A 20,869-nucleotide genomic window follows, 5' to 3' on the forward strand; every position below is an offset into this window, starting at 1 on the left:
TTTCTCCACCTTAGCGCAGATGCGCGCAGCCACAGTGCCAGGAATACCTGGAGAATTTTCCGCCTTATATCTGTTAGCCCCCTGCCCGCGATCCCAGCGAGCGAAGAGGGAGGATGGGTGCGATGTGCCCACGGAGGTGGCTTGAATGCCACCTCCCCAAACGCAGCCCCTGGAGCGTAAAACCGGCGCGCTCCCAGATCAGGGACAGCGAGCAAGGGCCGCCCCGCAGCGAGGCTGTCGTCCCCCTCTGGGGGAAGCAGCGCAGCTGCTCAGGGGGTTTGTTTCACCAGCAGCGCGGCCAGGTCAGCCCCCTGCAGCACCACCATCTGGTGCGCGTCGGCAAAGGCGCTGGCCTTGGCCTGCAACGGCTGCAAGGTGATGTAGACCGCGTCCTGCAGGTTTTGGGTCTGGCGGGCCTGGTGCAACAGCTTCAATGGCTCCACGCCGTGGTGGGCGGCTTTCCAGCGCTTGGCGCAGACCAGGGCGGTCTTGCCTTGGCGCTCCAGACGGAAGTCGGCCGCGGGGCTGCCAATGGGCTGCACCGTGTAGCCCTCGGCCTGCCAGGCGGCCTGCAACTGGGCGGAGAACTGGGGCCAGCTTTGCTGGGCCGCCACATCAAGCAAGGCCTGGACCTTGGCGGGGCTGGGTGCATTGAACTGCCGCACCATGGCCACAATGCCCACGGCAAAAAATGGCGTGGCGCCCAGCGCGCCCACCAGCTTGTAGTCCAGCGGCAGCAGCGCAAAGGCCAGCAGCGCGATGACGGCCGCCACGGCAAAGCTGATCCACCAGCGCGAGCGCAGCAGGATGGCGAACAGGGAGTTGGGGGCCATTTTGAACTTCACAGGGGTGCCTTCGTCGTCGGGGCCGCGCAGCGGCTTGGTGGGGGTGCTGGATTGTCCCGTATACGCAAGGGGTGCTGTGCTTGGATAGACTGATCGCCCCATCAACGTCTACGAAGTTCCGCCGGGCGTACAGAACAATCACCCAGGCGCCGCATCAGCCCAGGGATTGCCTGCATGTGCGAGGCGGACACCACTGCAATGTCTCTTACCGAATCCAGTCTGCTGGCCGCGTTGGCAAGCGTTCAAGATCCCCATACCGGCAAAGATTTCGTCAGCGCCCGCGCCGTGCGAAACCTGCAGATCAGTGGCGGGGATGTCGCCTTCGATGTGGAAATCGGTTATCCCGCAAAAAGCCTGGTGCCAGGCCTGCGCAGCGCCTTCATTGCTGCGGCCAAGACCGTGGCGGGCGTGAGCAATGTCTCGGCGAATATCGTCACCAAGATCCAGGCCCATGCGGCCCAGCGCGGCGTGCCGCTGCTGCCGGGGGTGAAGAACATCATCGCCGTGGCCTCGGGCAAGGGCGGCGTGGGCAAGAGCACCACGGCGGCCAATCTGGCCCTGGCCCTGGCCGCCGAAGGCGCCCGCGTGGGCGTGCTGGATGCCGACATCTACGGCCCCAGCCAGACCATGATGCTGGGCGTCTCCGGCAAGCCCGAAAGCAGCGACGGCAAGACCATGGAGCCCAAGGTCAACCATGGCGTGCAGGTGATGTCCATCGGCCTCTTGGTGGACAACGACCAGGCCATGATCTGGCGCGGCCCCATGGCCGTGCAGGCGCTGGAGCAGATGCTGCGCCAGACCAACTGGAAGGACCTGGACTATCTGGTCATCGACCTGCCGCCGGGCACGGGCGACATCCAGCTGACGCTGAGCCAGCGCGTGCCCATGACCGGCGCCGTGGTGGTGACCACGCCCCAGGACATTGCTTTGCTGGACGCCAAAAAAGGCATTCAGATGTTCGAGAAGGTGGGCGTGCCCATCCTCGGCGTGGTGGAAAACATGGCCATGCATGTCTGCAGCAACTGCGGCCATGTGGAGCATATCTTCGGCAACGGCGGCGGCGCCAAGATGGCGGCCGACTACCACATCGACTTCCTGGGCTCGCTGCCCCTGTCCATGCAAATCCGCGAGCAGGCCGACAGCGGCACGCCCACCGTGGTGGCAGCACCGGACAGCGAGGCTGCAGAGATCTACAAAAAGCTGGCACGCGATGTGGCGGTGAAGGTGGCCCAAAAGGCCAAGGATTTTTCCGCCAAGTTCCCCACCATCACCGTCAGCCAGAACACTTGATTTGTTTTTGGGGTGGGCTTTTCGTTTGGGGGCGGCCATACAGCGCTTCATGCTTTGTTGCTCGCCCTTGCCGTAGATGACTACTGTCTGCGGGCGAGACGCCGCGCCTGAAGCGCTGTCTGGCCGTTGTGGGGGGAACTTCAAGGCCCACAGGGCTTCTTGGGCCCGCTCCGGCAGACCTACCGAACTTTCACAGTGTGCGTAAAGCATCAAAAAAACCGGCAGAGATGCCGGTTTTTTTATAGCTGCCTACGTAGATAGTGCCTGCATTTGCACATAAAAAATGCCGCAAACCCTTGGTGGATCTGCGGCATTAGCTCTTAACTTTTCAAGGCGCTGCGCCTAAAACTGGCGCGCCCCATGCCAGGGCACCGCGCAAGGGCCGCCCCGCCGCGCTGGTGCCGTCCCCCTCCATCGCATAGCGATAGAGAGGGGGAAGACGCGCAGCGTCTCAGGGGGTGCTTTCTAGCTAATTCACCATCAAGTGGAACGGCCAGACATAAGCCTGCAGCGTCACATACAGACCCATCAGGCAGGCCAGTGCAATCGAGTGGAAGAACACATAGCGCAGGATGTCGCCCTCATGGTTGAACCAGCGGGTGGCGGTGGAGGCCACGACGATGGACTGGGCGTCGATCATCTTGCCCATCACGCCGCCCGAGCTGTTGGCCGCGCCCATCAGGTTCGGCGACAGGCCCAGTTGCTCGGCCGCCACCTTCTGCATGCCGCCGAACAGCACGTTGGAGGCGGTGTCCGAACCCGTCAGCGCCACGCCCAGCCAGCCCATCAAGGTGCCGAAGAAGGGGTAGAACACACCGGTGTTGGCAAAGGCCAGGCCCAGCGTGGTGTCGGTGCCCGAATAGCGCGTCAGCGTGCCCAGGGCCAGCATCAGCACAATGGTCAGCAGCGAATAGCGCACCAGCCACAGCGTCTTGAAGAAGGTGCGAGCGATGGCCACGGGGTTGTACTTCATCACCAGGGCGCTGAGCACGGCCGACAGCAAGATGCCGGTGCCGGTGGCAGACAACAGGTTCAGCGTGTAGACCGCGCCTTCCTTGGTGGGTTGGGCCACCACGGGGGGCATCTTCTCGACCAGGTTGTGCAGGCCGCCCATGGGGAATGCCGGGGCAAACAAGGTGTTGAGCCAGGTCTTGACCGCAGGCAGGCCCCAGATGAAGACGAAGACCGACAGGATGAGCCAGGGCGTCCAGGCTGCAATCAGGGCCGAGCGGCTGTGCTTGGCCACGGCCTGGGGCGGCTTGGCTTCGGAAGCGCTGACGTCCTTACCGCGCAGCGAGGCCGAGGTCCAGATCTTCTTGGGCTGCCATACGCGCAGAAAGCCCACCAGGCAGACCATGGAGACGATGGCGGCAATGATGTCCACCAGCTCGGGGCCGATGAAGTTGGACACCAGGTACTGCGGAATGGCGAAAGAGACACCGGCGACCAGGATGGCGGGCCAGATTTCCCACATGCCCTTGCGGCCGGCAAAGGCCCAGATCAGCCAGAACGGCACCAGCACCGAGAAGAAGGGCAGTTGGCGGCCGATCATGGCCGTCACCTCCATCAGGTCGTAGCCGTGGACCTTGGCCAGCGTGATCACCGGCGTGCCCAGGGCGCCAAAGGCCACGGGGGCGGTATTGGCGATCAGCGACAGGCCGGAGGCGGCCAGCGGCGAAAAGCCCAGGCCGATCAGGATGGCGGCGGTCACGGCCACGGGCGTGCCGAAGCCGGCCGCGCCTTCAAAGAAGGCGCCGAAGGAAAAGGCAATCAGCAGCAGCTGGATGCGGCGGTCTTCGGTGATGCCGGACAGCGAGTCCTGCAGCACCTTGAAGCTACCGTTCTGTTCCGTCAGCTGGTGCAGAAAGATGATGTTCAGCACGATCCAGCCAATGGGCAGCAGACCGGTGAAGCCGCCATACAGCGCGGCGGTGCCAGCCATATCGGCCGGCATGTTGTAGACAAAGACCGCGATCAGCAGTGCGGCGACCAGGCCTGCGCCGGCCGCAATATGGGCCTTCAGATGCAGAAAGCCCAGTCCCACCAGCATGACCACGACCGGGATGGCGGCAAGCAATGTGGAGATCCACATATTGCCCATCGGGTCGTAGATTTGTTGCCAAACCATTTTTTATGCTCCCAAGTTATGTGTTGCGGGCGCAATAGTCCTGTGATAGAGGTTTTCAGCGCCTAGAGGAAACCCGTGGTTTTGCTGCGCTGCAGAAAATTTCAAAACCACGCGAAATACCTTCAATCTCTCAGCCCGGCATGGACAGCTGCCTGTCAGCAAATGCAACATCTGTCGGTGTGGAGAAACGAGCCGGTTTGGCGCAATGCGGGTGAAAGGTCGGAAGTGGGTGCCCGCATGCATGGCCGCGGTGTGGCGCTCGCATGGGGTTTGACAAAAAATCCAAATAAAAACAAAATGTCCAGAAATGAAAACGCCTACTTCCGAACAACGCTTGCTGCTGGAGCAGTTGCGCCATGTGGCCGACGGGCTGGGGCAGACGCTGGCCCCTTTTTGCGAAGTGGTGCTGCATGACCTGCTGGACCCGGCGCATGCGGTGCTGGCGCTGCACAACGGCCTGTCCGGCCGCGCCGTGGGGGACCCCACCACCGAGATGGGGCGGGCGCGCATCCATGACAGCGATTACGCGCAGGTCATTGCCAACTACCCCAACCAGTTTGCGGATGGCCGCCAGGTCAAAAGCAGCTCGATCGGCATCAAGGACAGCGAAGGCCGCTATGTGGCGGCGCTGTGCCTGAATGTGGATCTGACGCTGTTCCAGGGCTTTCAAAGCATGTTGCAGCAGTTCACGGCCGTCACCGGCAGCGCGCCCACCACGGAGTCGCTGGAGCCACCGGGCGGCGACGCCATCCGCGCCCGCATCGACCAATTTGCCGCCCGCCTGGCCACCACGCCACGCGCCCTGCGCCCCGAAGACCGGCGTGCCCTGCTGCAGGAGCTGCGTGCAGCCGGCCTGCTGGAGCTGCGCCGCGCCATGGACACCATCGCCGCCCACCTGGGCGTGTCGCGGGCCACGGTGTACAGCGATGTGCGGCCCAGCGCCCCGTCTTCCTCCGCCGCATCTGGCGATCCGATCTGAATCTCTCACCCTCTCAGGAGTTCTCGCAATGGCACAGCTTCCCACCTATGACGATGTCGTGGCCGCCGCCGCACGCATTCGCGGCCAGGCCCACCGCACCCCCGTCATGACTTCGCGCACGGTCAACGAAGCACTCGGGGCCGAGGTCTTCTTCAAATGCGAGCATCTGCAGCGCATGGGCGCCTTCAAATTCCGCGGTGCCTTCAATGCGCTTTCGCGCTTCACGCCCGAGCAGCGCAAGGGTGGGGCGCTGGCGTTTTCTTCGGGCAACCATGCCCAGGCGATTGCGCTGTCGGCCCAGATATTGGGCATGCCCGCCACCATCCTCATGCCCCAGGACGCGCCCGTGGCCAAGGTCGAGGCCACCCGGGGCTATGGCGCCGAAGTGGTGCTGTATGACCGCTATACCGAGGACCGCGAACAGCTGAGCCGTGATCTGGCCGCCAAGCAGGGCATGACCCTGATCCCGCCCTACGACCATGCCGATGTGCTGTGCGGCCAGGGCACGGCGGCCAAGGAGCTGTTCGAGGATGTGGGCCAGCTGGATGCGCTGTTCGTGCCCCTGGGCGGTGGTGGCCTGCTGTCGGGCACGGCCCTGGCCACGCGCGCCCTCAGCCCCCAGTGCAAGCTGTATGGCGTGGAGCCCGAGGCCGGCAATGACGGCCAGCAATCGTTTCGCAGCGGCCAGATCGTGCGCATCCCCACGCCACAGACCATTGCCGACGGTGCCCAGACCCAGTATCTGGGGGCACTGACCTTTGCCATCATCCAGCGCGATGTGAGCGACATCCTCACCGCCACCGATGCCGAACTGGCCTCGGCCATGGGATTTCTGGCCGCCCGCATGAAGCAGCTGGTGGAGCCCACGGGCTGCCTGGGCTTTGCTGCGGCCCGCCATCACAAAGACCAGCTGCAGGGCAAGCGCGTGGGCGTGATCCTCAGCGGCGGTAATGTGGACTTGCAGCGCTTTTGTAGTTTTCAATAAGTAAAGCTCCCCCTGAGCCGCTGCGCGTCTTCCCCCTCTCTCGCGCAAAGCGCGGGAGGGGGACGGCACCAACGCTGCGGGGCGGCCCTTGCGCGGTGCCCTGGCATGGGGATACTGCCAGCGCTGCGCCGATGCTGCGTACTGGCCCCTGGTATGGCTCCCTCGCCCCTTTGGGGGGAGGGTGGGAGTGAGGGGTCTGCCCGCAAGACGCAGCGCTTGCACCACGGCCCCTGTACCGCTACGTACCGAGGGCTTGCCCGCCTGGGTTATCGTGCGCAGCATGCATTTATCTTCTGTGTGGCGTTTGGCCTGGCGCAGCTTGTGGCGTGATGCCCGTGCGGGTGAGTTGCGGCTGTTGGCCGTGGCGGTGGCTCTGGCTGTGGCGGCGCTGACTTCGGTGGCGTTTTTTGCCAACCGCCTCGAAGGTGGTTTGCAGCGTGATGCGCGCCAGCTGCTGGGGGGCGATGTGGTGATTGCCAGCGACAACGCACCGCCGCCGCTGTTTGCCCAGCAGGCTCAGCAGCGGGGCATGCGTACGGTGCAGACCCTGAGCTTTCCCACCATGGGCCGCTCCACGGATGCGCAAGGCGGCGCTGCACGCCTGGTGGCCTTGAAGGTGGTGGACGCCGGCTACCCATTGCGTGGCGCGCTGCAGACCGCCTTGGCTGCAGACCAGCCGGGCGCCATCACGCAAGATATTCCCGCCCCCGGTGAAGCCTGGGTGGATGCGCCCTTGCTCACCGCGCTGGAGCTGAACGTGGGCGATACCTTGCTGCTGGGTGACGCCCGCCTGCGCATTGCCCGGGTCATCACGCTGGAGCCGGACCGGGGTGCCGGCTTTCTGGGCTTTGCGCCGCGCGTGATGATTGCGGCCGCCGACATCGCCGCCACCGGCCTGGTGCAGCCGGCCAGCCGCATCAACTGGCGCCTGGCCGTGGCCGGGGATGATGAAAAAACCATAGCGGCCTATGCCCAGTGGGCCGGCGTAGAAGCCGAAAAAACCATTTACCACGGCCTGCGCGTGGAAAGCATGGACAGCGGCCGCCCCGAGATGAAGCAGACCCTGGAGAGGGCCGAGAAATTCCTGAACCTGGTGGCCTTGCTGGCCGCGCTGTTGTCCGCCGTGGCCGTGGCCCTGGCCGCGCGCAGTTTTGCGGCCCGTCATTTGGATGCGGCCGCCATGCTGCGCGTGCTGGGCCTGCCGCAGCGGCGCATTGCCGGCGCCTACGCGCTGGAGTTCACGGCCGTGGGCCTGGCGGCCAGTGCCGTGGGCGTGCTGCTGGGCTGGGCCGTGCACCATGTGTTTGTCTGGTTGCTGGCAGGGCTGGTGGAGGCCGGCCTGCCGGCGCCCGATGGCTGGCCCGTGGTGTTTGGTCTGGGCATGGGCCTCACGCTGCTGCTGGCCTTTGGCCTGCCGCCGGTGTTGCAACTGGCCCAGGTGCCGCCGCTGCGCGTGATGCGCCGTGAGCTAGGCGCGCTCAAGCCAGCATCGCTGGGCGTGCTAGGCCTGGGCGTGATGGGTTTTGCCGCGCTCTTGATGGCAGTGAGCCGCGATGCCAAGCTGGGCAGCATTGCCGTGGGCGGCTTTGCGGCTGCCACGCTGCTCTTTGCCGGCCTGGCCTGGCTGGCGGTGCGCAGTCTGCGCGCCCTGGTGAACGAGGCCACGGCCCCGCGCTGGCTGGTGCTGGCCACGCGCCAGATTTCGGCACGCCCTGGCTATGCCGTGGTACAGGTCAGCAGCCTGGCCGTGGGCCTGCTGGCCCTGGTGTTGCTGGTGCTGCTGCGCACCGACTTGATTGCCAGCTGGCGTGCGGCCACGCCGCCGGATGCGCCCAACCGCTTTGTCATCAACATCCAGCCCGATCAGGCCCAGGACTTTCAGGCCGCGCTGTCGCGTGCCGGCGTGGCGCATTACGACTGGTATCCCATGATTCGCGGGCGCCTGGTGGCGGTCAATGGCAGGGCCATCAGCCCTGCTGACTATGTCGAAGAGCGTGCCCAGCGCATGGTGGACCGGGAGTTCAATCTCTCCAACGCCCTGCAATCACCCATGCACAACCCCATCACCGCCGGCCGCTGGACGCCGGGCGAGCAAGATGGCGCCAGCGTGGAAGAAGGCATTGCCAAGACCCTGGGTCTGCACCTGGGCGATACCCTGGTCTTTGATATGGGCGGCATCCAGCATGCCGCGCGCATCACCAGCTTGCGCAAGGTGGACTGGGGCAGCATGCGGGCCAACTTTTTTGTCATGTTCCCGGTGGCGCAGCTGGACGATGTGGCCACCACCTATTTGGCGGCCTACCGCGCGCCCGCTGCGCCTGGCTTTGACAACGCCCTGGTGCGCGACTTTCCCAACATCACCAATGTGGACATGAGTGCCACCCTGGCCCAGGTGCAGCGCGTGCTGGAGCAGGTGGTGCGTGCGGTGGAGTTTTTGTTTGCCTTCACCCTGGCCGCCGGCCTGGTGGTGCTGTTTGCCGCCGTCACCGCCACGCGCGAGGAGCGCGCCCGTGACTATGCGCTGATGCGGGCCATGGGCGCTTCGGGCCGCTTGCTGCGCCAGGTGCAGCGGGCCGAGCTGGTCGGCGTGGGCCTGCTGGCCGGGCTGCTGGCCAGCGGCATGGCCCTGGCCGTGGGCTGGGCCCTGGCGCGCTGGGTGTTTGACTTTGCCTGGACCGCACCGCTGTGGGTGCCACTGGCGGGTGCCGTGGCCGGTGGCTGCCTGGCGCTGCTGGCCGGCTGGTGGGGTCTGCGCGAAGTGTTGCAACGCCCGGTGATGGCCACGCTGCGCGAGGCGGCCGAATGATGACCCGGCCTGTTTTGCTCTTTAAAGCAGAGCTTCTGTTGCTTATGGGATAAGCACTGCAGGCTTTTTTTTGCAAATTACTGGGACCGGCCTTGCTGGCCTTGGGCTGAAAAGCCCCGGCAGTCTTTATCGGCCCTCGGTAAAAAGATGCTGGCTGGCAAAGTCCACAAAGGCCCGCACCTTGGGCGAGAGCTGGCGGCTGGAGGGCCACAGCGCAGAGAACTGGCCGCTGTGCGTGAGCTGCTCGGCCAGCAGGCACTGCAGCTCGCCGCGCTCCAGCGCCTCGCGTGCCAGAAAGTCCGGCATATAGGCCACACCCATGCCGGCGACGGCGGCGCCCAGCATGGCTTCCATGTTGTTGCAGACCAAGGCAATCGGCAGCGCATCCGGCAGGCCGGGCAGTACCCATTCCTCCAGCTTGCCGCTGCCCAGAAAGCGGTAGCGCAGGCTGTGGTGGCGGGCCAGATCAGTCGGCGTCTGCGGCACACCATGCCGGGCTAGATAAGCCGGCGATGCCACCAGGAGGAAGCGAAACGGCCCCAGCCTGCGTGCCACCAGCCGTGAATCGGCCAGCTCGCCGCTGCGGATCACCACGTCCAGGCCGGCTTCGATGACATCCACCAGGTGGTCGTTGAAGTCCAGGTCCAGATCAATCAAGGGGTAGCGGGCCTGAAAGGCCGGCAGCACCGGCAGCAAAAAGCGGTAGCCAATGGTGGGCAGGCTCACACGCAATCGGCCGCAGGGAGTCTCCGCCACGGCCTGCATGGCGGCGCGGGCATCGTGCAGCGCATCAAAAATACGCTGGCAATGCTGGTGGAACAGCGCGCCCTCTTGTGTGAGCCGTACTTTGCGCGTGGAGCGGTGGAACAGGCGCAGGCCCAACTGCTGCTCCAGCCGCGCCACGTTCTTGCCCACGGCCGAGGCCGAAATGCCCAGCGAACGCCCGGCCTCGGCAAAGCTCAGCAGGTCGGCCGCGCGCACAAAGGATTCCATGCCTTGAAAGCTGTCCAGGGGTGTGGTGGTGTTGATTGGCAACTTTGGGTTGGGAGTCTTGGGAGTGATGCCGCTATTTTCACTGGATTGAAGCGCTTTTATCTTTGATGCCTGAGCGCCGGGGTGGCCTGGCGTGTTGTGCAAGCGTTTCTTTTCAGGATTCCCGCCATGTCTTCTTCCCGCTGCTGCGCCGGTGCGCAGGCGAGCTCTCCACCTCGGTCGGCATCATCTGCCGCAGTCTCTTCACGCAGGGGCGCAGCCCTGGCCTTGCTGGCGGTGTGCCTGGCCGCATTGGCCATGCCCTTGAGCTTTACCGGGCCGGCCGTGGCCCTGCCTGCGCTGCGTGAGGCCCTGGGCGGAGGGCCTGTAGCGTTGAACTGGGTGACCAATGCCTTCATGCTGAGCTTTGGTGCCACGCTGATGGCCGCCGGCGCCCTGGCCGATGTCCATGGCCGGCGCCGCGTTTTTCTCTGGGGTGTGGCCGTGGTGGGGGCCAGTGCCCTGGCCCTGGCCGGTGTGCGCGGCCCAGGCGCCATCCTGGTGTTTGATGGTTTGCGGGCCGTGCAAGGCCTGGGTGCGGCAGCGGCCTTGGCGGCCGGTACGGCAGCCCTGGCCCAGGTGTTTGAGGACGCGCAGCGCATGCGGGCCTTCAGCTGTGTGGGCACGGCCTTTGGTGTGGGCCTGGCCCTGGGGCCACTGATGTCAGGCTGGTTGCTGGAGCATGGCGGCTGGCGTGCCGTGGTGCTGAGCGTGGCCGGGGTGGCGCTGGCTGCATGGGCATTGGGTTGGCGCTGTCTGCCTGAATCGCGCAATCCACAGGCCCAGGGCCTGGACCGTGGGGGCGCGTTGGCGTTCACGGTGGCCCTGGCCTTGCTGACCTGGGCTGTGCTGCAGGCGCCGGAGCGGGGCTGGAGCGATGTGGGGACGCTGCTGCCCCTGGCCGGGGCGGCGCTGGCGGCCTTGGTCTTTGTGCGTGTGGAACTGGCCTGCGCCCACTCCATGCTGGATTTGTCGCTGTTTCGCCTGCCGCGCTTTGTGGGTGTGCAATTACTGGCCGCAGCACCGGCCTATGCCTTTGTGGTGCTGCTGGTGTTGCTGCCTGTGCGCTTTATCGGTGTGGAAGGCATGTCGCCCATGGAGGCCGGCTGGCGCATGCTGCTGCTGTCCTTGCCCATGCTGGTCGTGCCCTTGCTGGCGGGTTGGCTCACGCGCTGGTGCTCGGCCGCGCTGCTGTGTCTGCTGGGCTTGCTGCTGTGCGCCGCGGGCTTGCTGTGGCTGGGGCATTGCCCTCCGGGAAGCGCCCTGGCGCAGATGGCCGGGCCGCTATTGCTGATAGGCGCTGGCATGGGCCTGCCCTGGGGCTTGATGGATGGCATGGCCGTCAGCGTGGTGCCGCGTGAGCGTGCGGGCATGGCCACCGGTATTTTCAGCACGGTGCGCGTGGCGGGCGAAGGGATTGCACTGGCCGTGGTGGGCGCAGGGCTGGCGGCCTTGCTGGCGCAGGAGCTGGCGGGCCAGCAGGGGGCACTTGCGGCAGACCCCCGCAGTCTGGCGCGGGCGGCCCAGCTGCTGGTGACGGGCGACCGGCAAAGCGCCCAGGCGCTGCTGGGGGACATGCCGCTGCCCGCGCTGCTCCAGGCCTATGGCCGCGCCTTTTCCTGCCTGCTGGGCTGGCTGGCCGGCATGACCGTGGTTACGGCGGTCAGCGTGTTTGCTTTCTTGCGCACGGGCCAGCATGCGCCGCATGCCTGACAATGCGGGATTGCAGTGACCAGTCCGCGTAGCCGGCTTTGTTTGCCATGTCAGAGGAATCCCCGAACACCACAGCCCAGACCCCTTTTGAATGGATAGGGGGCGAAGACCGCGTGCGCCAGCTGGTGGACCGTTTTTATGACTTGATGGATCTGGAGCCGGCCTATACCGAGCTGCGCGCCGCCCATGGCAGCACGCTGGAAGATGCCCGTCAGAAGCTGTTCTGGTTTCTGTGCGGCTGGCTGGGCGGGCCGGATTATTTTGTCGAGCGCTTCGGCCACCCGCGCCTGCGTATGCGCCATATGCCTTTTTCGATCGGTATCAAGGAGCGTGACCAGTGGGTGGCCTGCATGGACCAGGCCATGGGCGAGGTCGAGGTGCCCGCCGCGCTGCGCGAACGCCTGCGCGACAGCTTTATGCAGACGGCGGACTGGATGCGCAACCGGGGTGCTTAGAACGTGTTCAAAGTCTCCTCGCGGCGCGCCAGCGTCTTTGCGGGATGGGAGACAAGGCACGATACCGCAGCAATAGCCGTGCTATTGCGAGGATTCGCAACACCGTAGACCGCCCGCAAAGGCGCTGGCCCGAAGGGTTGGAGCGAAATCGGGCGATTTCTTCGCGCTGAAGCACAGCTTGCACACGAGTGCAAGCTGCGCCCCATCGTCTCGAACTCATCCCGATTGCGTTCCAACGCGCCTGCGTAGAGACATTGAACATGTTCTTAGCGACCGGCCAAAGCCCATGCTCTGCGTCAACGCTTGATTGATGCGGATCAAATGCCGACCGCTTTGGCTGGCGAGAGGCTGACGGTCGTACGTACATTTACCTAGGGATTCCGCTAGGATGCGCCATCCAAGAAAAATGACAGGGAGGCGCATATGGCCATGGGCGAGTGGGGAGTGTTGGGTATGGTCGTGCTGGCCCTGTTGTGGGCCATGGTGACCCTGAGGCGTTTGCGCCGCCTGTATCGCAGTGTGGAAGCCGCTTATGGCCAGATTGATGTACAGCTGCAGCGGCGCTATGCGCTGATTGCCCAATGGGTGGATGCGGCCCGTGCCTATCTGGCGCAGGAAACCGCTGTGCTGGAATGTCTGCTTCGCGCCTGCAGCGAGGCCCAGGGGGCGGCCAGCACGGCCCGGCTGCATCCCGGCCAGCCCGGCACCATGGGGGCGCTGGCCATGGCAGAACAAGGGCTGAACCACGAGCTGGACCGGTTGCGTGGGCTGGTGTCCGCCACCCCCGAGCTGCGCTCCGATACCCATATGCAGCAGCTTGGAGATGCCATTGCCACGGCTGAAAGCCATATTGGATTCACCCGCCAGATCTACAACGACCAGGTGCTGGGCTACAACGACCACGCCGCGCGCCTGCCCGATCTGCTGGTGGCCAGACTGATGGGCTTTGCCCCCTTGGACATGCTGGTGGTGGCGCCTGGAACCCGCGTTCGTTCCGTACCCCAGATGCCGCTGTAGCCGCTGCGGTTGCTCGGGCCGCGCTTTTCCTGGGGTCTTAAAAGAAGAGCGGTCTATGCAGATGCCGTGGGCCTTACAGGTCGATTTCGCCTGATTAGCTACATGCCTCAGATGAAGCTTCACGACGAACTGCGCTGCTGCGTCGACATGACGTTCTGAGGCCGGGACTCGCCCCGGCAGGCGAGGTACTTTTCTTGCTCGTGCAAGCAAAGTACCCAAAAGAACACGCCCCTACTGCCCATGTCCCTGCGCTCTGCTCCGGGCAAGCTCGGTGCTCGATCCCAGGGCGGCGCCGCAGAACTCGTTACGCGGCATGGCCGCTTCACTCGAACAACCGCGGCGAGTCAGTTCACGAAGCAGCTGTGTCCTGCGGCACAGCTGCCCGCCCTGGGCTCTGTGCGCCGAGCCATGGGCAGAAGGGGGAAGGCGGGTACCGAATACCGGCCCTGCGAAGGCTGCGCTATTGGCAAACCTTATTTTTCAGCTCTCGACACCAGCCGCTTCGTCACATTGCTGGCGATACGGCAGGCGTCAGCCGCCCGGCACCCAGCGCTTGCTGGGTTGCAGCAGCACCACCAGGGCGCCGGCCCCGCCTTCGGCCGGGCGGGCCTGCACAAAGGCCAGTACCTCTTTCTTCTGCACCAGCCAGCTTTGCACCCGGCCCTTGAGCACCGGGGTCTTGCCCGGCGAGCCCAGGCCTTTGCCATGCACCACGCGCACGCAGCGCAGGCCGGTGCGGTGCGACAGGCGTATGAATTGGCCCAGGGCCTCGCGGGCCTCGTCCACGCGCAGACCGTGCAGGTCCAGCTGGCGCTGGATGCTCCATTGCCCACCGCGCAGCTTGTGGGTCACCTCCGTGCCAATGCCGGGGCGGCGAAAGCTGAGCTGGTCATCCACGTCCAGCAGGGTGCTGACGTCGAAGGCATCGCTCATGGCTTCGTGCAGCACGCGCTGCTCGTCCAGCACAAACTGCATGGGCTCGGGCGGGGGCGGTTCGGGCGGCTGCCAGCATTGGTTGCTGGCGCTGCGCAGCGGCAGCACCTCGCCCACATAGTCCTGGAACAGGGTTTGCTCGGCGCGCCGGCGGCGTTCCAGCTCCAGGCGGCGCTGGCGCTCGGCCTCGGCGCGTGCGGCTGCTTGCGCCAGCGCCTGGCGCAGCGGCTGCAGTTCCTGGAGGGATTTGGCTTTCATGCCCGGGGTTGTACCGCATTCACATGGCGTTTTTGCGGTGGCGGGCGTTTTTCCGCAGTGCTTGAGCGGCTTTGCTCAGTCGACTGTGGCCGGTGCATTGCGCCAGGCCAGTGCGATGAACTGGGTGGTCTGGGCGGGGTTGAAGTTGTCGTCCGACACCAGCAGCAGCACACGCGAGCCATCGGCCAGCGATGGCCCCCAGCCCATGCCCTCCAGGTTGTCTACGGCCTGGGGTAGGCCTAGCTGGGCCATGTCGGCCACCAGGGTTTTGGCTACAGGGCGGTACTGGCCGGGCTGCAGCGCGGCGAGGTTCAGGGTGTCGCTGCCACTGTTCAGCGCCACGCGGTATAGCCGCACAGACACGCCCACGCCGGCGCTGTAGGCACGCTCCAGCACCAGCAGATGCTCAGTCCCGTCGGCCAGGATTTCGCTCACGCCGTTGTTCTGCGGCCCCAGGGGCACGCGGCGCGCATGAGGTATGGCGTCGGGCTGATAGGCCAGCTGGCGCAGTGCCTGGCCGCTGGCCGTGTCGAACGCGGTGATGCGCACGGCGCCGCCGGGGGCCTGGGGTGTGGCCACAGGGCCGTCCTGGCGCAGCGGTTCTTCCATGGCCAGCCAGGTGGTGCGGCCGTCGGGGCTGAGGGCCATGCCCTCCAGCGTGCCATTGTTGCGCGGGCCGCTCTGGCCTTTCCAGGGGCCGCTCAGCAGGGCGGGCAGGGGGCGCTCGCGCAGCCAGCGGCCGTCGCTGTGATGCTCCAGCCACTGGGGCGGATGGCCGTGGGCCGGGTCGCCCTCGCTGGTCCACAGCAGGCTGTCGCCACCGGGGGCCCAGCGTGCGGCTTCGGGGTCGGGCACGGCCAGCTGGACGCGTGCCTGGCGGGCCGATGGATAGGGCAGGCCATCGGGGGCCTGCAGCAAGACCACGCCCGTCAGCTGCACCGGCTCCAGCTGCCGGGCGCTGTAGCGGATCTGTGCGGTATAAAAACGTGCTGGCTGGTGGGCGCTGCGGTCATCGCTGAGCAGCAGCCAGCGGTCATGCGCGGGGTCGTAGTCGATGGCAGACAGCCCACCCACGGTGGTGCCCTGGTAGTCCATGCCCCGCGCCAGGGTCTGCATGCCGATGGCGCGCACACAGGGTGCAGCACTGCCGTTGCACACCCAGGCCGTCGGCGCCACGGGCTGTGCCGTGCAAGCCGCCAGCAGGGGCAGCAGCCCCAGTATCCACCCCGTTTGCCATTGCTTCATTGCGTCTTTCCCGTTGTCTGCGCCATGTTGCCGCCGGTTGTACCGCATACAGGTGTGCGGTGACCGCAAGTTCCATGGCGGTTTGCGGGAATTTTTAGAAGCGATAGCGGGCGCTGAACTGCACATTGCGCGGGGCGCCGTGCATGCCTGAATACCACCAGCCAGACATGGCCGAGATGTATTTGCGATCGAACAGGTTGTTGACGTTCATGGACAGCGTCAGCTGGTCGTTGACCTCATAGCGGGCCATCAGGCCCACCACGGCGTACGAGGACTGGCGGGCCGTCGCCATCTTGCCGATCTGCCAGATCTCTCCGGTGTACGAGATGCCGCTGTTCCAGTTGACGCCGCCGCCCACGGTCAGCCGGCGCCAGTCGCCGGGCATGCGGTAGGTGGTCCACAGACGGACCATCTGGCGCGGGAAGGTGGTGTTGATGCGCAGGCCGTTGGCGTCGTGGGAGCTGCTGAAGTTGTAGGAGGCGGCCACGGTCCAGTCACGGGTGATGGCGCCGTTGAGCTCCAGGTCTATGCCCTCTGTTTTCGCCCCCTTGATGGCGCGCGAGGCGGTGTCGCTGGTGCCGGGAATCAGGTGGCCAGGATCGTCGGCAGACAGATTGTCCTGGCGGACCTGGTAGAGGGCCACGCTGGTGCCCAGGCGCCCGCCCAGCCAGTCGCTCTTGATGCCGGTTTCGTAGGTATTGCCTTCTTGCGGGTCGAGGTAGGCGCCGTTGCGGTCGCGGGCGGTTTGCGGGTTGTAGATGGTGGAGAAGCTGGCATACAGCGTGTGCTGCGGGTTCAGGGTGTAGACCAGGCCGGCATAGGGCGTGAACACCCCGTTTTCCGAGGACTTGGGGTTGGAGTTCCAGCCTACGGACTCGGTCTGGTAGTTGCTGCGGTAGTTCATCAGCTTGCCGCCGACGATGAGCTTGAGGTCGTCGGACAAGGCGAAGCGGCCGGCGCCATACAGGCTGGTCTGGCGGCGCCCGCTGTCGTAGACCACGGATGGCGCGCCAAACACGGGCTTGCCGCTGTTGTCCCATTGGTAGATGTTGATGGGCTTGCCCCGCAGGCCGGAGATGTCGAAGCTGCCATCGGTCAGGCTCTGGAAGTCGGTGTAGTCCATACCCAGCACCAGCTCATGCTCGCGCCCGCCCAGGGTGATCGGGCCACGCATATTGATGTCAAAGCTCTGGTTGTGCAGGCGGTAGTCGCGGCGCTCGGCATTGAGCTTCAGACCATCGCCGGTGACGGGGTCGAAGGGCGGGGCACTGACGTTCAAATAGACCGCATCTTCGCGCTGGGTGGAGCGCAGGTAGTTGGCCGAGAGCTTGAGCTTCCAGTCATGGGCCAGCGATTGCTCCAGCGTGGCAAAGGCGTTGGTGGAGTTGGTGTTGAACTGGTTGTGGCGGCTGGCGCTGTTGAACGACACCGGGAAACTGTTTTGTTCGCCGTTGCTGTTGAACAGCGGAAAGCCCAGGTAGGCCTGCGAGCCGTGTGAACGGCCGCGCTGGTAGTCGATGCCGGCGGTGAGTTTGAGGGAGGCGTTCAGATCGGCCTCCACCACGCCGTACAGCACATCTTTTTTCTTGCCGTAGTAGTCGATATAGCTGTCGCCTTCATCGTGCACGGCCACCAGGCGACCGCGCACGCTGCCCGCCTCATTCAGAGGGGATGAAATGTCCAGCACACCGCGGCCCTGCTTCCAGGAGCCGGCGCTGACCTCTACCGATGCCTGGAATTGGTCGGTGGGCTTTTTGCGCACCATGTTGACGATGCCCGAGGGATCGCCCGCGCCCGTGGTCAGGCCCGATGCGCCGCGCAGGACTTCGATGCGGTCGTAGAGCGCCATGTCGGCAATGCTTTGTGTGGGCAAGGCGTCCAGCCCCAGAAACTCGGTATGGGTGCTGACGCCATCGAGCTGGTAGTTGGTGATGGCGTAACCCCGTGCATTGGCATTGGTGCGTTCGGTGCCGAGCACCGAGGTCGAGATGCCCGGGGTGCGCGCCAGCACTTCGTGAATGGTGGTGAGGTGCTCGTCCTCCATGCGCTGCTGCGTCATCACGCTGATGGACTGCGGGGTGTCGCGCAAGGCCATGGAGAGCCCGGTGGCCATGCTGGTCGGCCCTTTGGCGGTGTAGCTGCCCGTGCCTTCGGTGGTGCCGGATTCCAGGGCCGCTGCTGCGGTGACCTTGACCTCGGCCAGGCTGGGGTCTGCGCTGCGGGGCGTGGTGAGGGCTGCAGGCGACGCTGGCGCAGGGGCGATGGTGAGCGTGCCCTGCGGGGTGTGGGCCAGTTGCAGCCCACTGGCCGCCAGTGCCAGCCGTGCCGCCTGTTCCACGCTGTAGTCACCCTGGATGGCGGGAGCCCGCTTGCCGCTGAGCAGGGCCGGATCGGCGCTGATGCTGCGTTGGCCCTGGCGGGCGATGCGCGCCAGGGTGTCATCCAGTGCGCCTGCAGGCAGGTTCCAGCGGTAGGTGCTGGCGGCGCTGGCCGAGGCGGGCGCGGTCTGCGGCTGGGCCTGGGCGGCGGGGATGCCGGCCAGGGTGCATGCCAGTGCTGCGGCCAGGGGCAGCAGCGCTGTCGCGGGGCGCAGGGAGGAATGTGCAATGGGGGCGCCCTGGGTGGCGCGAGAGGCGTGGCGTGCGAGGGCCATGGTGTGGCAAGTCCTTGTGGTTGCAGCAAAGTGAATGGGATTCATTTCCTTTGTGCAACGAGGCTGGCAAAACCCGTCATCGCCGGCAAAAAACAATGCCAGAGGGCCTACGGTCAGGCCGGGCTGACTGCGCTATCCAGCTCTACCCCGAGCTGTTCCGTAGATCGATCACCGTGAGCCACGGCCCCCAGCGGCGCACATGCACGGGGTGGGTGGCTTCCAGATCCAGCAGCACCTGGGCGGGCCGGTCCAGCGGAAACACGCCAAACACCCGCAGTCGCGCGGCTTCCGGGCTGATGCGCAGCACACCGCTTTGATAGGGCCGCAAGGCGTCAATCACCTCGCCCAGCGGCTGGTTGCGCACCTCGATCAGGCCATCGGACCAGGCCGCGGGCGCCAGGCGTGTGTGCACTACCGGCGTGATGCGATCCGCCTCCATCCAGGCACTGGCGCCTTGGTGCACATCGTGCTGCAGGCCGGACAAGGTGGTCAGGCGCACGCTGTGTTCCAGCACATGCACCAGGGTGCGGCCCTCGGCCTGGCGCACCATGAAGCGTGTGCCCAGGGCCTGTGCCAGGCCTTGGGCGCTTTGCACCACAAAAGGCCGCCGCGCAGCCTGCTCGGGCGTGGCGCTGCGGGCCACCTGCACCAGCAGCGCGCCTTCGCGCAGGCGCAGCAAACGCTGGGTGGCGCTGTAGGCAATGTCGGCCCCCGAGCGTGCATCCAGCAGCAGCTCGCTGCCATCGGGCAGCCAGTGGTGGCCGCGCTCGCCTGTGCCGGTGCGCAGATCGGCAGCCAGCATGGCCAGCGGGGTTTGGCGGTCGATCAGCCAGGCCGTGGTCGTGCCCAGCAACACGGCGGCCACGCCACCGCGCAGCAGCCCGCGCCGGCGCGCTGCCGTGGGGGGCGGCGCGAGGAGGGCCTGGCGGCCCAGGCTGGCGCCGCTGTGCTGGCGCAACTGGACCAGCACCGGCTCCACGCCATGCGCTTGTCCCCGCGAGAGGCGGCCTTGCACGCAGGCCCAGGCCTGGGCATGGGCTGGCGACTGCTGCAGCCAGCATTCAAAGGCCTGCTGGTCTTGGGCCGTGGCATGGCCGGAGTCGAGCCGCACCAGCCAGTCGATGGCCTGATCGGTGGCGATGTCCATGGGGCCGTCAGTCCCGGGGCCACATCGGCGATTGGTAAAGGTGCACCAGGGCCTGCTTCATATAGCGTTCCACGGTGGTGATCGACACGGCCATCACCTCGGCAATTTCTGCATGCTTCATATCGTCGAGGCGGCGCAGCAAAAACACCTGGCGCACCTTGGGAGGCAGGCCGTCCAGCCACAGGTCCAGGGCTTCGACAGCCTCGCGCACCAGGGCATAGTCCTCGGGAGAGGGTGCGACCTCTTCGGGCAGGCTGGCGAGCGCATCCAGCCAGGCCTGTTCCAGCTCGCGTCGGCGCCAGAAGTTGTAGAGCACCCGCTGTGCCAGCGTGGTCAGATAGGCCCGAGGCTCGCGAATGGCATGGACCTGCTCGGCCACGATCACCCGGACAAAGGTGTCCTGCGCCAGGTCGGCGGCCTGGTGGGTGTTGCCCAGTTTGCGCAGCAGCCAGCCGTGCAGCCAGGCGTGGTGGTTGACATAGAGCGCGTGCACCGGGTCGGCGGCAGGAGAGGAAGACATGGCTCCATGTATGCAAATGAGAACTCTTCGCATTTTACATGCTGACATACCAAAGCCGCCGCTTTGCTGGTGAAGGGGCGGCGCTGCGGGCCGGTTGTGGGGGAAATCCGACAGCGCCCCTGGTGGCGCGCGCATGGCATGCAGGCCCAGTTCCCTCGGCTACAAAAGACCTTCTTCGGCCATGGACAGCGCCACGCCGGGGCCGACGATGACATGGTCCAGCACGCGCACGTCCACCAGGGCCAGGGCGGCCGTCAGGCTGCGGGTGAGCTCGCTGTCGGCAGGGCTGGGTTGCACGCTGCCGCTGGGGTGGTTGTGCGCCAGGATGAGGGCGCTGGCCTGGTGGTGAAGGGCGCGCAGCAGCACCTCGCGTGGATAGACCGCTGTGGCGGTGAGGCTGCCGTGGAACAGTTCTTCCAGCGCAATCAGCCGGTTCTGGCTGTCGAGGAATAGGACTGCAAACACCTCGTGTGGGCGCTGGGCCAGGCACAGCTGCAGGTGGTGGCGCACGGCCTGCGGGTCGGTGAACACCGTGCGCTCGCGCAGCTGCTGGGCCGTGGCGCGTTTGGCCAGCTCCATCACGGCCAGCAGTTCGGCCCGCTTGGCCGGTCCCAGCCCCTTGATACGGGCCAGGTCCTGGGCGCTGGCGGAGAGCAAACCTGCCAGGCCATCAAAACCGCCCTGGCTTGGCGTATTCAGCAGGCTCTGCGCCAGCTGCAGCACGTTGCAACCGGCCAGGCCGGTGCGCAGCACGATCGCCAGCAGCTCGGCGTCGGCCAGAGCGGCCGGGCCACGGGCCAGCAGTTTCTCGCGGGGTTGGGCATCGGTTGGCAGGTCTTGGAGGGCCATGGCAGCACAGTAGT

The 20,869-nt window shown here is 65.9% G+C and carries 16 protein-coding genes; 7 read left to right on the plus strand and 9 right to left on the minus strand.

Annotation, left to right across the window (positions count from 1 at the left end; translation table 11 throughout):
* Window positions 1-269 precede the first annotated feature (269 nt).
* Window positions 270-833 (minus strand): restriction endonuclease, encoded by a 564-nt coding sequence (locus ACA027_RS06015; RefSeq protein WP_370681497.1) that lies wholly within the window; start codon window positions 831-833, stop codon window positions 270-272.
* A gap of 210 nt (window positions 834-1,043) precedes the next feature.
* On the opposite strand from ACA027_RS06015, the gene apbC reads away from it, so the two are divergent.
* Window positions 1,044-2,135: an iron-sulfur cluster carrier protein ApbC gene (gene apbC, locus ACA027_RS06020; protein ID WP_370681498.1), complete on the plus strand. Its 1,092-nt coding sequence runs from the start codon at window positions 1,044-1,046 to the stop codon at window positions 2,133-2,135.
* A gap of 469 nt (window positions 2,136-2,604) precedes the next feature.
* Here apbC and ACA027_RS06025 read toward each other — a convergent pair whose 3' ends face one another.
* Entirely contained in the window at window positions 2,605-4,263 is a 1,659-nt protein-coding gene (locus ACA027_RS06025; protein ID WP_370681499.1) for an L-lactate permease, read from the minus strand.
* Between the two features lie 307 nt (window positions 4,264-4,570).
* Between ACA027_RS06025 and ACA027_RS06030 the strand changes: the two genes are divergently transcribed.
* The 3 genes from ACA027_RS06030 (at window position 4,571) to ACA027_RS06040 (ending at window position 9,033) form a co-directional block, all read left to right on the plus strand.
* Entirely contained in the window at window positions 4,571-5,242 is a 672-nt protein-coding gene (locus ACA027_RS06030) for a transcriptional regulator (protein ID WP_370681500.1), read from the plus strand.
* Window positions 5,243-5,270: 28 nt separating this feature from the next.
* Complete coding sequence (locus ACA027_RS06035; RefSeq protein ID WP_370681501.1) at window positions 5,271-6,227, plus strand: threo-3-hydroxy-L-aspartate ammonia-lyase; 957 nt, start codon at window positions 5,271-5,273, stop codon at window positions 6,225-6,227.
* 280 nt (window positions 6,228-6,507) lie between these two features.
* Window positions 6,508-9,033: an ABC transporter permease gene (locus tag ACA027_RS06040; RefSeq protein WP_370681502.1), complete on the plus strand. Its 2,526-nt coding sequence runs from the start codon at window positions 6,508-6,510 to the stop codon at window positions 9,031-9,033.
* A 126-nt stretch (window positions 9,034-9,159) separates the two neighbouring features.
* On the opposite strand, the gene ACA027_RS06045 is transcribed toward ACA027_RS06040, so the two are convergent.
* Complete coding sequence (locus ACA027_RS06045; RefSeq protein WP_370682522.1) at window positions 9,160-10,044, minus strand: LysR family transcriptional regulator; 885 nt, start codon at window positions 10,042-10,044, stop codon at window positions 9,160-9,162.
* A 279-nt stretch (window positions 10,045-10,323) separates the two neighbouring features.
* Here ACA027_RS06045 and ACA027_RS06050 point away from each other — a divergent pair, with 279 nt between their 5' ends.
* The 3 genes from ACA027_RS06050 (at window position 10,324) to ACA027_RS06060 (ending at window position 13,250) form a co-directional block, all read left to right on the plus strand.
* A complete protein-coding gene (locus ACA027_RS06050) occupies window positions 10,324-11,778 on the plus strand; it encodes an MFS transporter (RefSeq protein WP_370682523.1) in 1,455 nt (484 codons plus the stop codon).
* 47 nt (window positions 11,779-11,825) lie between these two features.
* A complete protein-coding gene (locus ACA027_RS06055) occupies window positions 11,826-12,233 on the plus strand; it encodes a group II truncated hemoglobin (protein WP_370681503.1) in 408 nt (135 codons plus the stop codon).
* A 429-nt stretch (window positions 12,234-12,662) separates the two neighbouring features.
* Entirely contained in the window at window positions 12,663-13,250 is a 588-nt protein-coding gene (locus tag ACA027_RS06060) for a LemA family protein (RefSeq protein ID WP_370681504.1), read from the plus strand.
* A gap of 531 nt (window positions 13,251-13,781) precedes the next feature.
* Here ACA027_RS06060 and ACA027_RS06065 read toward each other — a convergent pair.
* The 6 genes from ACA027_RS06065 to radC form a co-directional block, all read right to left on the minus strand.
* The gene (locus ACA027_RS06065) at window positions 13,782-14,441 is read right to left on the minus strand and encodes a Smr/MutS family protein (protein ID WP_370681505.1); all 660 of its coding nucleotides are present in this window, start codon (window positions 14,439-14,441) and stop codon (window positions 13,782-13,784) included.
* Window positions 14,442-14,516: 75 nt separating this feature from the next.
* Entirely contained in the window at window positions 14,517-15,686 is a 1,170-nt protein-coding gene (locus ACA027_RS06070; protein WP_370681506.1) for an esterase-like activity of phytase family protein, read from the minus strand.
* A gap of 94 nt (window positions 15,687-15,780) precedes the next feature.
* Window positions 15,781-18,339, minus strand: coding sequence for a TonB-dependent siderophore receptor (locus ACA027_RS06075; RefSeq protein WP_370681507.1), 2,559 nt, complete (start codon window positions 18,337-18,339; stop codon window positions 15,781-15,783).
* A gap of 142 nt (window positions 18,340-18,481) precedes the next feature.
* Window positions 18,482-19,486, minus strand: a complete 1,005-nt coding sequence (locus ACA027_RS06080) for a DUF4880 domain-containing protein (RefSeq protein ID WP_370681508.1) — start codon at window positions 19,484-19,486, stop codon at window positions 18,482-18,484.
* Between the two features lie 7 nt (window positions 19,487-19,493).
* The gene (locus ACA027_RS06085; protein ID WP_370681509.1) at window positions 19,494-20,006 is read right to left on the minus strand and encodes a sigma-70 family RNA polymerase sigma factor; all 513 of its coding nucleotides are present in this window, start codon (window positions 20,004-20,006) and stop codon (window positions 19,494-19,496) included.
* A gap of 159 nt (window positions 20,007-20,165) precedes the next feature.
* Window positions 20,166-20,855 carry a DNA repair protein RadC gene (gene radC / locus ACA027_RS06090; protein ID WP_370681510.1) on the minus strand — a complete coding sequence of 230 codons (690 nt, stop codon included), beginning with the start codon at window positions 20,853-20,855 and terminating at the stop codon, window positions 20,166-20,168.
* Window positions 20,856-20,869 lie beyond the last annotated feature (14 nt).

The organism is Comamonas sp. GB3 AK4-5 (assembly GCF_041320665.1).
In the GTDB taxonomy this organism is placed as follows: Bacteria; Pseudomonadota; Gammaproteobacteria; order Burkholderiales; family Burkholderiaceae_C; genus Comamonas.